General features: G+C 30.6%; 11 protein-coding genes. 1 reads left to right on the top strand and 10 read right to left on the bottom strand.

The window, feature by feature from the left end; all coding sequences use genetic code 11:
* Window positions 1-74: 74 nt before the first annotated feature.
* From DWZ53_RS07440 to DWZ53_RS07470, 7 genes are all read right to left on the bottom strand, one after another.
* Window positions 75-833: an EFR1 family ferrodoxin gene (locus DWZ53_RS07440; protein WP_118433101.1), complete on the bottom strand. Its 759-nt coding sequence runs from the start codon at window positions 831-833 to the stop codon at window positions 75-77.
* A 154-nt stretch (window positions 834-987) separates the two neighbouring features.
* Window positions 988-2193, bottom strand: a complete 1206-nt coding sequence (locus tag DWZ53_RS07445) for a class I SAM-dependent rRNA methyltransferase (RefSeq protein WP_118433103.1) — start codon at window positions 2191-2193, stop codon at window positions 988-990.
* A 91-nt stretch (window positions 2194-2284) separates the two neighbouring features.
* The gene (locus DWZ53_RS07450) at window positions 2285-3352 is read right to left on the bottom strand and encodes a 6-phosphofructokinase (RefSeq protein ID WP_233541861.1); all 1068 of its coding nucleotides are present in this window, start codon (window positions 3350-3352) and stop codon (window positions 2285-2287) included.
* 11 nt (window positions 3353-3363) lie between these two features.
* Window positions 3364-5403 carry a polyphosphate kinase 1 gene (gene ppk1 / locus DWZ53_RS07455; protein WP_118433105.1) on the bottom strand — a complete coding sequence of 680 codons (2040 nt, stop codon included), beginning with the start codon at window positions 5401-5403 and terminating at the stop codon, window positions 3364-3366.
* A 118-nt stretch (window positions 5404-5521) separates the two neighbouring features.
* Window positions 5522-7000 carry a glycoside hydrolase family 1 protein gene (locus DWZ53_RS07460; RefSeq protein WP_118433107.1) on the bottom strand — a complete coding sequence of 493 codons (1479 nt, stop codon included), beginning with the start codon at window positions 6998-7000 and terminating at the stop codon, window positions 5522-5524.
* A 111-nt stretch (window positions 7001-7111) separates the two neighbouring features.
* The gene (locus DWZ53_RS07465) at window positions 7112-8059 is read right to left on the bottom strand and encodes a 3-hydroxyacyl-CoA dehydrogenase (RefSeq protein ID WP_118433109.1); all 948 of its coding nucleotides are present in this window, start codon (window positions 8057-8059) and stop codon (window positions 7112-7114) included.
* A 122-nt stretch (window positions 8060-8181) separates the two neighbouring features.
* Window positions 8182-10608 (bottom strand): YhgE/Pip domain-containing protein, encoded by a 2427-nt coding sequence (locus tag DWZ53_RS07470; RefSeq protein ID WP_118433111.1) that lies wholly within the window; start codon window positions 10606-10608, stop codon window positions 8182-8184.
* 156 nt (window positions 10609-10764) lie between these two features.
* Between DWZ53_RS07470 and DWZ53_RS07475 the strand changes: the two genes are divergently transcribed.
* Window positions 10765-11196 (top strand): Rrf2 family transcriptional regulator, encoded by a 432-nt coding sequence (locus tag DWZ53_RS07475; RefSeq protein ID WP_118433164.1) that lies wholly within the window; start codon window positions 10765-10767, stop codon window positions 11194-11196.
* A gap of 48 nt (window positions 11197-11244) precedes the next feature.
* Here the strand turns inward: DWZ53_RS07475 and DWZ53_RS07480 are convergent, their stop codons facing one another.
* From DWZ53_RS07480 to DWZ53_RS07490, 3 genes are all read right to left on the bottom strand, one after another.
* Window positions 11245-12588: a dicarboxylate/amino acid:cation symporter gene (locus DWZ53_RS07480; RefSeq protein ID WP_118433113.1), complete on the bottom strand. Its 1344-nt coding sequence runs from the start codon at window positions 12586-12588 to the stop codon at window positions 11245-11247.
* Window positions 12589-12695: 107 nt separating this feature from the next.
* Complete coding sequence (locus DWZ53_RS07485; RefSeq protein WP_158568209.1) at window positions 12696-13115, bottom strand: hypothetical protein; 420 nt, start codon at window positions 13113-13115, stop codon at window positions 12696-12698.
* Entirely contained in the window at window positions 13084-13458 is a 375-nt protein-coding gene (locus DWZ53_RS07490; protein WP_118433117.1) for a PAS domain-containing protein, read from the bottom strand. Before DWZ53_RS07490 ends, DWZ53_RS07485 begins: the two co-directional genes overlap by 32 nt.
* Between the last annotated feature and the right edge of the window lie 4 nt (window positions 13459-13462).

Below are 13462 nucleotides of genomic sequence, written 5' to 3' on the forward strand. Positions count from 1 at the left end.
CATAAAAAACACTTACCTTTTATATATTATACCCTTTTATGTCAAGAATTGCGATAGGAAGTCAACCTTGAAAACTATTTAATTTTTAATTGTTCAAAGTAATAACGAGGTTTATTCTTACTCTTTTTACCATATTCAATAGCTTTTACAGGACAATAACATATACAAGCCATACAATGTGTACAGTTTTTATTCCAAACTGGTTTTCCATTTATTAATTTAATATTATTTAACGGACATTTTTTTGCACATTGACCACATCCAGTACATCGCTTATCTACCAAAAATGCATTAGCCTTAACGAAGAAACGATAAAAAACAGGATTAACTGGTCCACTCATAAAACGGTCATAAAGATTGTTTCGTGGTATTGGAAATGGCTTTTCTGCTTTAATAAAAGTAATTGCATTTTCAATATACGGTACTGCTTTTTCTACGATTTGTTTTGCTTCATTAACTTGTGGTGCATTAAACATTGCAATATAGTTTTCTGGCATAATAATTTGCATTGTGCCCATGTATTGTAATTGTTTTTCGCAAGCAATCTGTCTGTTATATTTTGCGGCATTGCCAATTTCACCACCACAATCCATAACAAACCAAATTCGCTTTGCTCCTAATAACTTTGTACTTAAAAGCCAGTTTGATACTATGCGTGGTATTCGCCATGCATAAGTGGGCACAACCACAATTACATGACAGCCTGTTTGTAATGGTGAATAATCATTTTCTTCAATTTTGACATTTAAATCAATGATAGTATCTTCTAGGGTCTCAGCTATTTTCTTAGCAATATAACGACTATTACCCGTTCCCGAAAAACAAAAAATCATATCGTCTTACACCTTCCTCTCATTTTATATACACTAAAAAACATATGCTTAAATTTACTTTTATTATATCATTTTAATAAAAAAGAGCATTCGATATCCTCGTGTATGCTCCCTATATATTACATTAATCAATATTGCCATCTATTTTCCATGATTACTTTGCATCAACAATTTGGAAAATATAAAATTTTAAATATGATGTTTCTTCCATGGTCCATAATATTGGATGATCAGCATTTTGTTGAGTTACTGAAACTTGTTTTAAAGTCACATGCGCTTCTTGGGCAGCATCTTTTAACATTTGTTCAAAATGACTTGTTTCCATAAAACGTGAACAACTACATGTAAGCAAATAACCGTCATTCTTTAATAATTCCATCGCTCTTTTATTAATTCTTTTATATCCTTGATAAGCATGATTAATTGTTCTTCTTGATTTAGTAAAAGCAGGTGGATCTAAAACAATGATATCGTATTGTCCTTGTTGACATTGATCTAAATAATCAAAAACATCTGCTTGAATAAATGACATTCTCTTTTCTAAATGATTTAGTTTAGCATTAGCTAAACCTTGATCTAAAGCTACTTGAGAAACATCTACAGCATCTACATGTTTCGCATTTCCTAAAGCTGCATTTAATGCAAATCCTCCAGTATGACTAAAACAGTCTAATACTGTTTTACCAAAAGCCATATTTCTTAATAAAACACGATTAGATTTTTGATCTAAGAAATAGCCTGTTTTTTGACCATTTTCTACATCTACATTTAATTTTAACCCATTTTCATTAATGATTGTTTTAGTGGGTACCGGTTGTTTCCAATACCCTTTATACATCTTTAATCCTTCTTTTTGACGTACTTGAATATCATTTCTTTCATAAATTCCTTTAACATCTTGACCATCTTCTCTTAATGTTTCTAATAATAAATCATAAATTTCATCTTTGATTTGTTCTAAACCATAAGAACTAATTTGACAAACTAAAATATCATTATATCGATCTACTGTAAGACCAGGTAACTGATCAGCTTCCCCAAATACTAAACGACAATTAGTTAAATTATCTTTTTCTACTGTTTTTCTAAAATCATAAGCTTTTTGTATTCTAGATTTAAAAAATTGATGATTAATAACTTCATTTTGATTTTTAGATAAAATACGTACTGTAATATGACTTTCCTTAGATAAAAAACCTGTTCCCATATAACGATTTGATGTTGTCATAATATCAACTAAGATCCCATTTTCTAAACTTTCATCAACAATAGCGTTATTTTTATACATCCACATTTGACCTTTATCAAGCCATTTTTCCCCTTCAGGACTTAAATATACAATTGGATACTCTCTTTTCATATGATTACCTACTTTCTATGCGCACCTATTCTAACAAATAATAAATCTTAATTCAATGATACAAAAAAGAAGTTATTTTTCATAACCTCTTTTAACCAAATGAAACACCCATTAACTTAGCCCCTGTTACCACTTCGCCTTCAGGATCAACATATTTTAATTTACCTGCACTTTGAGCTAAAGGAATCGCCTTCACTTCTGTTTTATCTAAAACAACCAGCTTACCAAAATCTTGATTTAAAACAAGTCTTGCTCCTTCAATACCAAAGCGTGTTGCCATTAAACGATCATAACTGCTAGGTTGTCCACCACGTTGAACATGTCCTGCAAGCGATACACGAATCTCATTATCAAAATAACCTTCTAATTCTTTAGCTACTTCATAAGCCACCGACATCCCATTTCGACTCGCTACCTTAGCTTTATATTTCTTTTTAGTAAGAAGACTATCTTCTTTACTAATAGCGCCTTCAGCACAGGCAATCACAGCATAATTTTGACCCTTTTTTTGTCTTTCTTTAATTGCTTTTACAATTCCTTTTATATCATAAGGTATCTCTGGCAATAAGATAACATCTGCACCTGATGCTAATCCGGAAGCTAAACAAATATGACCAACTCGATGTCCCATAATTTCAACAACAAAAATACGGTCATGGCTTTTAGCTGTGGTTTGGATTTCATCTAAATATTGACTAGCAACATTAACAGCACTTTGAAAACCAAAGGTATAATCTGTTCCCCATGTATCATTATCAATTGTTTTAGGTAAACCAATCACATTAAGTCCTTCTTGAGCTAACATATTGGCTGATTTTAAAGAACCATTCCCCCCTAAAACCACTAAACAATCTAATTTAAGTTTATTATATGTTTTTTTCATCGCTTCCACTTTGTCAAAGCCATCTTCAATGACTCTCATTTTTTTAAAAGGACAACGCGAAGTTCCTAAAATTGTTCCTCCAAGATTAAGAATATCTTCAAAATCTTCTTCTTTCATCTTTTTATATTGTCCTAACATCAGTCCTTTATAACCTTTTAAAAAACCAATAATTTCAATATCTTTACTTTGACGATAAAGTGTTTTTGCTAGGCCACGCATTGTTGCATTAAGTGCTTGGCAATCACCACCACTTGTTAAGATTCCAACTTTCATCATCTCATTCCTTCCTACTTTACTTCATTTTTGAAAAAATATTCTTGGCTGTTCATCAATGCTTTTTTATTCTTTACACGTTTATATTTTCCATCACTTTCTAACTGTGATGCTTTAACATTGTCTGACAACATAATATTAAACATATTGAGTAACATCTTTTTAAGTTTTGTATCAAGAACTGGCGCTGCTACTTCTACTCTTCTTTCTAGATTACGCGTCATTAAATCTGCTGAAGAAATATAAACCTTTGGATCATCTTTACCAAATATGTAAATACGTGAATGTTCAAGATAGCGTCCAACAATAGAAATAACATGAATATTTTCAGTATATCCTTCTACACCTGGAATTAAACAACATATTCCTCTTACAATCATATCAATCTTAACGCCAGCTTGACTGGCTTCAATTAATTTATCTATCATTTTACGACTTGTAAGAGCATTACATTTAAAACCTATATAAGCTTCTTTACCTTCTTTAGCTAAAGCAATTTGTTCATCTATATGCACAAATATTTTAGAAATCATACAATGAGGCGCAACCATTAATAAATCAGTATGATTTTCAGTTTCTCCAAGACTTAAATGATTAAATACACCATTAATTTCTTCACCAATTTCTTGGTTTGCTGTCATTAATGATAAATCAGTATAAAGTTTAGATGTTTTTTCATTATAATTACCAGTACCAATTTGGCTAATGTATTTTACACTACCTTCTGTTTTATAAGTAATTAAACACAATTTAGAATGAACCTTTAATCCATCTAATCCATAAATAACACGACATCCTGCTTCTTCTAATCGTTTAGACCAATCAATATTATTTTCTTCATCAAATCGTGCTCTTAACTCTACTAAAACAACCACTTCTTTTCCATTTTCTGCTGCTTTTATTAATGATTTAACAATTTTAGAATTTTTAGCAACACGATATAAAGTCATTTTAATACTTGCTACATTAGCATCATGACTGGCTTCATCTAATAATCTTAAAAATGGTGACATAGATTCAAATGGATAACAAAGTAATAAATCATGTTTTAATATTTGTTTAATCATCGGAACTCTATTATCTACTATTGAACTATTTCTTGATTCAAGACGTTTATAGAACATTTCAGGATGGATATATTTTAAATGATCTCTTAATTCACTAATAAAGCCAAAATCTAACGGTGCTTCACTTTCAAACACTTGATTTTTCTTTAAATTTAAGAAATTCATTAACATCAATACTTCAACATCCTCTAATCCTGATGACATTTCTAAACGTACCGGACATAATTTACGTCTTTGTTTAATTAAAGTTTCCATCATTTCACGATAATCTTCATGTCCTTCTAATGAATGATCATCCTCATCAATATCTGCACTTCTCGTTACCCTAATGAGTCCTTTACTTTTTACAGTGTATTTAGAAAAAATATGGGAAACAAAATGTAAAATAATATCTTCTACTAAAATAAATTTTCCTGGTTGACTAGGCACTGGTATGAGTCTTTCATCCATCGCATTAGAACATGAAACAATCCCCATTTTACGTTTACCTTTTTTAGATTCAAGACGAACAACAGCATACATCTCACGATTATTAATAAATGGAAATGGTTGTCTTTTTGATATAACTTGAGGAGATATTAAAGGTAAAATTTCTCTTTCAAAGTAATCTTGAAAATAGCGACGATCTTCTTTACTCGTAATATCTTTATATTTTAAAACACTCATTCCTGATTCACTAAGTTGATTCATGGTTCTTTGATAAATACGATCTTTTTTCTTATTTAAATAAGCTACTCTTTTAAAACATGCTTTTAATTGTTCTTCACCTGTCATCCCTGTTTTGTTATCCCTAGTATCAGGATAAAACAACATTTGATCATAAAGTGATCCTATTCTTACCATAAAAAATTCATCTAAATTCGTTTGATAAATAGAAATAAAACTTAATTTTTCTGCTAAAGGAACACCTCGATCCTTTGCCTGCATTAATACACGATCATTAAACTTTAACCATGATAATTCTCTATTTTCTTTGCAATTATTCATTCGTATTCCCCCCTATGATTCTATTATACACTTTTATTGCCAAAATAGATTATATAACATCTGGTATTATGTGAACTATCAAGATTGTGTAAAGAAAAGGACTTATTTTAATAAGTCCCTATTTAAGTAATATTTCTCCATTAGATTCAATAATTTCTTTATAACAAGAATAAGAATCTTTTAATTTTCTTTCTAAAGTTCCATGACCATCATTAAAACGATCAACATAAACAAAACCATAACGTTTTTTCATTTCACCCGTACCGGCTGAAACAACATCAATAGGTCCCCAATATAAATATCCACGACAATCTACGCCATCTTCAATAGCTGCATGAACATTTTTAATATGTTCTTCAATATAATGAACTCTAAATTCATCATGAATATGTCCTTGTTCATCTAAATTTTCATCTAAACCAACACCATTTTCAACAATATATAATGGTAAATGATAACGATCATATAATACATTTAAAGTATAACGAAGACCTACAGGATCTACTGCCCATCCCCAAGGTTGAGGTGCTTTATCTTTTAGATATGGATTATCTCTACATGTAAGACCACCTGTATCCACTTTTAAATTCACTTCACGATCATAAGTTGTAGAACGATAATAACTAAATGATAAGAAATCTACTGTATTTTCTTTAATAAGTCTTAATTCTTCATCACTAAAGCTAACTGTTACTTGATCTTCTTTCCATACTTTCTTTAAATAAGTTGGTACAATACCTAAACAGAATGGATCGGCCATATAAAAGATATTCATTCTTTGCGTATCTAATGTTCCTACTACATTTAAAGGATCACAGTTATAAGGATAAGTTGCAACAGAAGAAGCTGTCATCATACATCCAATTTGATTATTTGGATCAATTTCATGACCAACTTGTACTGTTTTAGCATTAGCAACTAATATATTATGATAAGCATCCCATTGATCTTGTTTAGTTGTTGAACCAATAGGATCATTTGGATCTTGAGGATCTTTGATAGTAAGAACACCACCAGCTACTAACGGCATTCTAAATAAAGCATTCACTTCATTAAAAGTAAGCCATAATTTAACTTTACCTTTATAACGATTAAATACTGTTGTTACATAACGTAACCAGAATTCAATCATTTTAGGATTAGACCATCCACCATATTCAGTCATCAAATGTAATGGTGTTTCATAATGAGATAATGTAATAATTGGTTCCATTCCAAGTTCATTCATACAATCAAACATATCATCATAATAAGCTAATCCAGCTTCATTAGGTTCAGTTTCATCACCATTAGGAAAGATTCTTCCCCATGCAATAGAAGTTCTAAAACTATTAAATCCCATCCCTTTCATTAATTTTAAATCTTCACGATAACGATGATATCCATCAACAGCATCATGAGATAAATATACTTTATCTGGATTTAATGCCATTTCATATTTTTTCTTCGTTTCATTCCATTTAATACCAGGATCTTTAGACATAATTCCTACTAAAACATCTGTCACATTAGGTTGTTTACCATCTTCTAGCCATGCTCCTTCATATTGATTAGCAGCAATAGCTCCACCCCATAAAAAATTCTTTGGAAAACTCATAACTCTACCTCCATCTTTTCTAAAAAGTATTATAGCACTTGAATATCACCATAGATGTAGCTTTCATTTTTTGAAAAAAAGCATCATTAAGATAACTTAATGATGCCTATATTATTTATATTTATAGAACCCTTCTCCTGAAGCCATTCCTAGTTTTCCTTCATCTATATATTTCTTTAACATTTTAGCCATTCCTTTAAAATTATAAGGAGCTAAAAATGATGGAACCTTTAAGTACATAGAAACAATATTATAAGCTGTTGTTAAACCTACCGTATCTAAGATTTGGAATGGTCCTTTAGGTGCTCCTGTACCTAATGTCCATGCTTGATCAATACTTTGAGGATCACTAATACCATTAACATATAAATCCATTCCTGAAAACAATAAAGGAACTAACATAGAATTTAATAAATAACCTGATTTTTCTTTCTTTACTGGTAAAGGAATCATACGTATCGCTTTAGCAAATTCCATGATTTCATCAAAATACTTTTGTTCAGTTTGTTTTTGTGCCATAACTTCTGTCATATTATTTTTCCAAATACTATTAGCAAAATGTAAAGATAAATATTTGTGAGGACGTTTTGTATACTTAGCAAACTTAGATGGCAACAATGTTGAAGAATTTGTCACAATAATTGTTTTTTCTGGTAACATATCTGCCATCTTTTTATAAATAGCTGTTTTTTGTTCAACATTCTCTGCCATTGATTCGATAATCAAATCTGCATCACTAACTGCTTTTTGTAAATCTAATTCTAGCTTAATTGAATCATAAGCATGATTTGCTTTTTCAATGCATTTATCAAAATCAAAGTCATCATAATCACTAATTCCCATTGCCCAATTTTGAGAAGTCTTCCCTTCATCACTATTCATTAAAGCAATTGTTTCATGATAAACTTCTTTTAAATGATCTAATTTAGGTTGACACCTACCAATACTCCCTTCACTTCTTAGCCATATTGTCACATCAAATCCACAATAAGCTGCCTGATAGGCAATTTGGCTTCCTAACACGCCACCACCAATAACGACTACTTTTTTTATATTCATAATTTATTCCTCCTACTTTTATCTTATCATTTTGTGAAATATTTAACAAAACATTAATCATAAATCAATTTGAACTTCATAACAAAAAAAGGTCTAAATCTTTCGATTTAGACCTTCATTTTTTATTCATGTGATTTTGTTCCATTTACTTCTTCAAATACTTGAGGGAAAACATGTTTGTTTTCTTTATTTTTGAATTTGAAGTAAACAACTGTTAACACTGAACATACAACGATAATTCCTACAAAGACAGCAATTTCAGCTGATAATGAAGGATTTGTCATACTAATCACTTTTCTGAATCCATCAACACTATATGTGTAAGGAACAAATTTATGAATGACTTTATAAATCATAGGTCCAGTTTCTAATGGATAAGTACCAGCAGAACCACCTAAGTTAACAATCATAAATACTAATAATAAGAAGTCGCCAATATAACCTGTAGTTAAACTTAATAAGATAACAAGTGACATAAATGCAGCCGATACTAATATCGCAAGTAAATATGTCATTCCTAAATTAACAGGTTCAAATCCATTGATCAATCTTAAAGCTGTAACCATGATAATTGCAGCTAATGTAGAAACTGTATACATAACAGTTGCTTTGCTTGCCCAATATTTTAAAGCATCTTCTGCTTTTTTAATACCATGTCTTAATGGATACATTAACGCAAATGCTAAACATGTTACATATAATCCAACTGACATCATATATGGAGCCATAGCATGACCATTATTTTCTACTTTAGAAATTTCTTTGTGTTTTGTATCAACTGGTGCAGCAACCATATCTGTAGTCTTGTTTGTAGAATCAATCTTACTTTCTTCAGCTCCAGATTTTAATGCATCATTTAATGTTGTTACACCATCTGCAGCAGTAGTAATACCTTCACCTAAAGTATCAGAACCAGCAGCTAACTTACCAGCACCATCACTAATTTGACCGGCACCATCAGCTAATTGATTAGCACCACTCATCAAAGTTCCATTGTTACTTACAAGTGTTGAAGTACCAGCATTTAAAGTAGACATTGCCTCATTAAGTGCTTTGTTATTGTTTGTAAGTGTTGTTAAGCCGTTTGAAATTTGTCCAACAGCAGTAACATAATTATTTACCCCTGTTAATAATCCTTCTTTTTTATCTGTTAACCCAGTGCTAACTTGGCTTAATCCATTATCAACTAATTTACTTGCCTGAATTAAACCGACATTTTTTTGATCGTTAACTGGATCAGCCGATACTTTTGTTAAAGCTTGTTGAATACCAGCTACTCCTTGTGCAGAAGCTAAAGATTTCTTAGATAACTCATTTACTTTTGTTGCTAAGTTGTCTGTTGTATTTAGTAACCCTGGCTTTTCAGAATTTCCTTCTTCACCCAATAAACTTTCATTAATTACATTAGAATATTGAAGAGAACCTGCTAATGCCGTGTATTCATTAATATCAATTTTCCCACTGGCATATAATTGATCAATAATTTTTTTGGAACTGGCATTAGTTTGATTTGAACTAGTTGCTGCTCCTTTTAACTGTTGAGTGCTTGTTTTAATTGTTGGCAATGTTACATTTTCAAAAGTACTTGCCTCTTTACTAAGAGCAGTCAATTCTTCTTGGCTAGGTACTCCTGCTGCTTCAATAGTTGCAGACAATGTTTCTAGCCCTTGTGTTAAAGAACTATTAACTCCTTGTACTTGTTGTACACCTTCAGTTAATTTTTTAACTCCATTAACTAAATCTTGACTTTTAGAATTAAGTTGACTTGCACCATCAGATGCTGTTTTTGTATAATTAGTATATTCGCCAACTTTATCTTTTAATTGATAGACACCGTTGTTAACAGTAACAACACCATCTGTGTAATCTTTTAAACCCTTTGTTAAAGTATTTGTACCATCTTTAAATGTTAAAGAGCTACTCGCTAATACTTTTAAGTTATCACTGATTGTTTTATTTCCGTCTTTTAATTGAGACATCCCATCAGATAATTGTTGAGTACCATCACTGGCTTCAGCAAATCCATCAGACATTGTACCAATTGACGTAAAAATTGTTTCAGCATAAGTTTTTGTTACTGAAGAAGAAACCTCAGCTTTAATTTTGGCGATAGCTGAATCGTCCATTTTTGATGCAACATAGTTTGTTCCAGGATTTGTTGTATACTTCAAAATCATCTTTTGAGGTTCCTTATCCAACAAAGTTGTCGCATTTTTTGAGAAATTACTTGGAATCGTAATGACCATGTAATAATCGCCATCTTTTAATCCTGACATTGCTTTCTTTTGACTAACGAAGTGGAAGTCTAAAGAATCATTATCTTTTAACTTATTGACAAGTTCTTTACCAACGTTAAGATTCTTATCGTTGTAAACAACTGCCTTATCTTCGTTAACAACAGCAACAGGAAGATCTCCACTGTTTCCATATGGATCCCACATAGAACCTAAAAAGACAACAGTGTAAATACTAGGAATAGCGATTAAAGCAACTAATACTATTTTGATCCAAGTATTGTGAAAAATATTTTTCCACTCTTGCTTAATCATAAATATCCTTCTTTCTATATACTTTGTCTATAGACATTTTACATCTATGGATATATAATGTCTATAGTGTATTATAAATTATTCATTATAAATGTCAATAATCTTGATACAAAAATTAACTTTTTTGATAAAATAAACAAAAGGGATGAAAAGGAAATGAAAATAAGAAAAAGTTTTGAACAAGCAATATGTATTCTATTGCTTATTGGGACACATGACGGTCCTTTAAAAAGTCATGAATTAAGTCAAATATTAGATGTATCTGATTCTTATTTAAAGAAAGTAACAAGACAACTCGTAGTAGCTGGTCTCATTACTTCTAAAGCAAGCAAATTAGGTGGTTTTGTTTTAAATAAAAAAATGGATGATATTTCCTTCTTTGATATCTTTGAAGCCATTGAAGGAAAAGAAAAATTTATTCAAACAACACATCTAGTAGATAAAGTATTTGATCCTGCTTTTAATGTAAAACAAACAGAAAGTGTGATCATGAATTATTTAAATGATGCTGAATATCAATATAAATCAAAATTAAAAGAGATTAACTTAGCTGAAATTACTAAGTTTGCTCATAAAGGTATAATATAAAATGGACACCATATCATATGATGTCCATTTTATATTATGTATAAGTCATTAACTGTTATAGATATCTTCGTCAAACATATTTTCTTTTTTAGCCACAATAACCGAGGTTGAAGAATCCCCCACAACATTCAATGATGTCACTAACATTTCAATAGGTCGATTAATTGCTAGAATCAATGAATAAGCTAAAAGTGCTGCATCATTGGTATATCCCATTCCTGTTAAAATCGTAAATAAGATGACGGCTCCTGCTCCCGGTGCTGCCGGTGTACCAACAGAAGCAATTAATGCAAGTATTGCGATAATAGCCATCGAAGTAAAAGACACTTTATATCCCGAACTTACAGCAATAAACATTGCTGCAATCACTTGCATAATAGCTGTTCCATCCATATTAATCGTCATCCCTAATGGTAAAGTAAAGGATGCGATTTCTTCATGAACTCCTAATTCTTCTACTGTTGTTTTCTTGTTTAAAGGAAGTGTAGCAGCAGAAGATGATGTTGAAAAACCAAATACGGCTACTTTAGCAGCTTTCTTCATAAATGGACGAGGATCAACATGAGCCATCGTCATTAAATAAATTGGATAAGCAATAAATAAATAAGCAAATAAAGCAAAAACAACGGAAACAACATATGCTAAGGCTGGTTTTAATGAATCAACACCATAAATAGCAAATGTTCTTGTTAGTAAACAAAAGATTGCATAAGGTGCAAATTTGGTAATAACAAATGATAAACATACAGAAATAATATCAGCAATTTCTAACATTAATTTTTTTAATGTTTTTGTTCTTTCAGGAATTTGATTCATTGCTAAACCAATTGCAACGGCTAAAAAGACAATCGCTAATACATTTCCATTAGAAGTAAATGCACTGACAAAATTATTTGGTACAATAGATAAAATAATATTCAACGGATTCGATCCTGTTGTTCCCTGTTGAAGCGTCACATGACTAGCATCAACTCGATTAAATAATCCTAATTTATAAACGACAAAGCCTACTACACCAGCCCACGCTAAAGCACAAACTGTTGTTTTTAAAAATGTAAAAATTGTTTTTGAGGAAATTCTTCCTAATTTCTTAGTATCTGTAATCGCACAGATTGCTAATGAAATAGAAACAAAAACCATCGGAACAATAATAAGTTGTAATGAATTAACAAATAATTGCCCAATAATATAGAAAATACCAACTGAACTTGTTGCTCCTTCAGCTGTAATATCTTGGAATAACAAATTATTAATTGTTTTCCAAACAGCTGCTTGTCCATGACTGTTTAAATACTCTCTAAGTAAAATACATCCAAAACTAGCAATAAGCCCGCATACTAATGCAATTAGCATCTTTTTTGCTAATTTCTTTCCATCTTGACTTGATTTCATAAAGACCTCCTCGAATTTTTTCCCAAATTATCAACATTATATAATAATATTTTAAATTTACAAGATAAAAATTTACATTTATAAAAAAAATGAGATTTTCATCTCATTTAAGCATATCCCCAAGTTAATAATTCCCATTTACCATGTTTTGTTCTTGCTAGAAACCACTGCCAATCTGTGTATTCCTCATGAGATTCAAATCCCCCTTCAACATCTTTAGAAGTATGAAAAGAACTAGAAAAAACAACAGCTTCCTGATAATCTTTCTTCTTTAAAGAACGACAATACTTTAACTCATTTTTTGCTTTTTTATCTCCTAAATATTGAAGATGACGTAATGAACAACCATTCCACGTATTAAATTCTTTCAAAATAATTTTAACAGCTTGCTTTAAGTCTTGTTTACTATAAAGGCTTGAATGACCATAATCTACTGTATAGTGACTTTGACAGCCGCTTATCAATAATACACAAATAAAAATTAAACTTGTCTTTTTAATCCATATCATACATTTTTCCAGTTTCATTTTTTCGACACTCATGTTTTTCATAATAACCTATAACTTGTTTATTTTCATCTCTTAAAGCTATCATATAAATATCTTTATCTTCTTTACTGTTATAAGAAGTATAAACACGATTATGATCTTCACTTTCTTTAAACCATGTTAATATTTTTCCGATTGCTATCTTAGATTTTTCACCATGACAATTCAATAAACTTTGACCAATTAATGATTCACCACCAAATTTTTGATATCTATTTATAGCTACAGGGTTCATATAAATAATTGTATGATGCGTGTCACATAAAACAACTGGCACTAACTCTTGATCAATAACACTTTTAAAAAACATATCTAATTTCATTTTA

The sequence above is a fragment of the Coprobacillus sp. AF33-1AC genome (assembly GCF_003475785.1).
Classification (GTDB): Bacteria; Bacillota_I; Bacilli_A; order Erysipelotrichales; family Coprobacillaceae; genus Faecalibacillus.

Coding starts and splice junctions, on each gene's coding strand:
- DWZ53_RS07440 (WP_118433101.1), bottom strand. CDS start 833: ATGATTTTTTGTTTTTCGGGAACGGGTAATAGTCGTTATATTGCTAAG.
- DWZ53_RS07445 (WP_118433103.1), bottom strand. CDS start 2,193: ATGAAAAGAGAGTATCCAATTGTATATTTAAGTCCTGAAGGGGAAAAA.
- DWZ53_RS07450 (WP_233541861.1), bottom strand. CDS start 3,352: ATGATGAAAGTTGGAATCTTAACAAGTGGTGGTGATTGCCAAGCACTT.
- ppk1 (WP_118433105.1), bottom strand. CDS start 5,403: ATGAATAATTGCAAAGAAAATAGAGAATTATCATGGTTAAAGTTTAAT.
- DWZ53_RS07460 (WP_118433107.1), bottom strand. CDS start 7,000: ATGAGTTTTCCAAAGAATTTTTTATGGGGTGGAGCTATTGCTGCTAAT.
- DWZ53_RS07465 (WP_118433109.1), bottom strand. CDS start 8,059: ATGAATATAAAAAAAGTAGTCGTTATTGGTGGTGGCGTGTTAGGAAGC.
- DWZ53_RS07470 (WP_118433111.1), bottom strand. CDS start 10,608: ATGATTAAGCAAGAGTGGAAAAATATTTTTCACAATACTTGGATCAAA.
- DWZ53_RS07475 (WP_118433164.1), top strand. CDS start 10,765: ATGAAAATAAGAAAAAGTTTTGAACAAGCAATATGTATTCTATTGCTT.
- DWZ53_RS07480 (WP_118433113.1), bottom strand. CDS start 12,588: ATGAAATCAAGTCAAGATGGAAAGAAATTAGCAAAAAAGATGCTAATT.
- DWZ53_RS07485 (WP_158568209.1), bottom strand. CDS start 13,115: ATGAAACTGGAAAAATGTATGATATGGATTAAAAAGACAAGTTTAATT.
- DWZ53_RS07490 (WP_118433117.1), bottom strand. CDS start 13,458: ATGAAATTAGATATGTTTTTTAAAAGTGTTATTGATCAAGAGTTAGTG.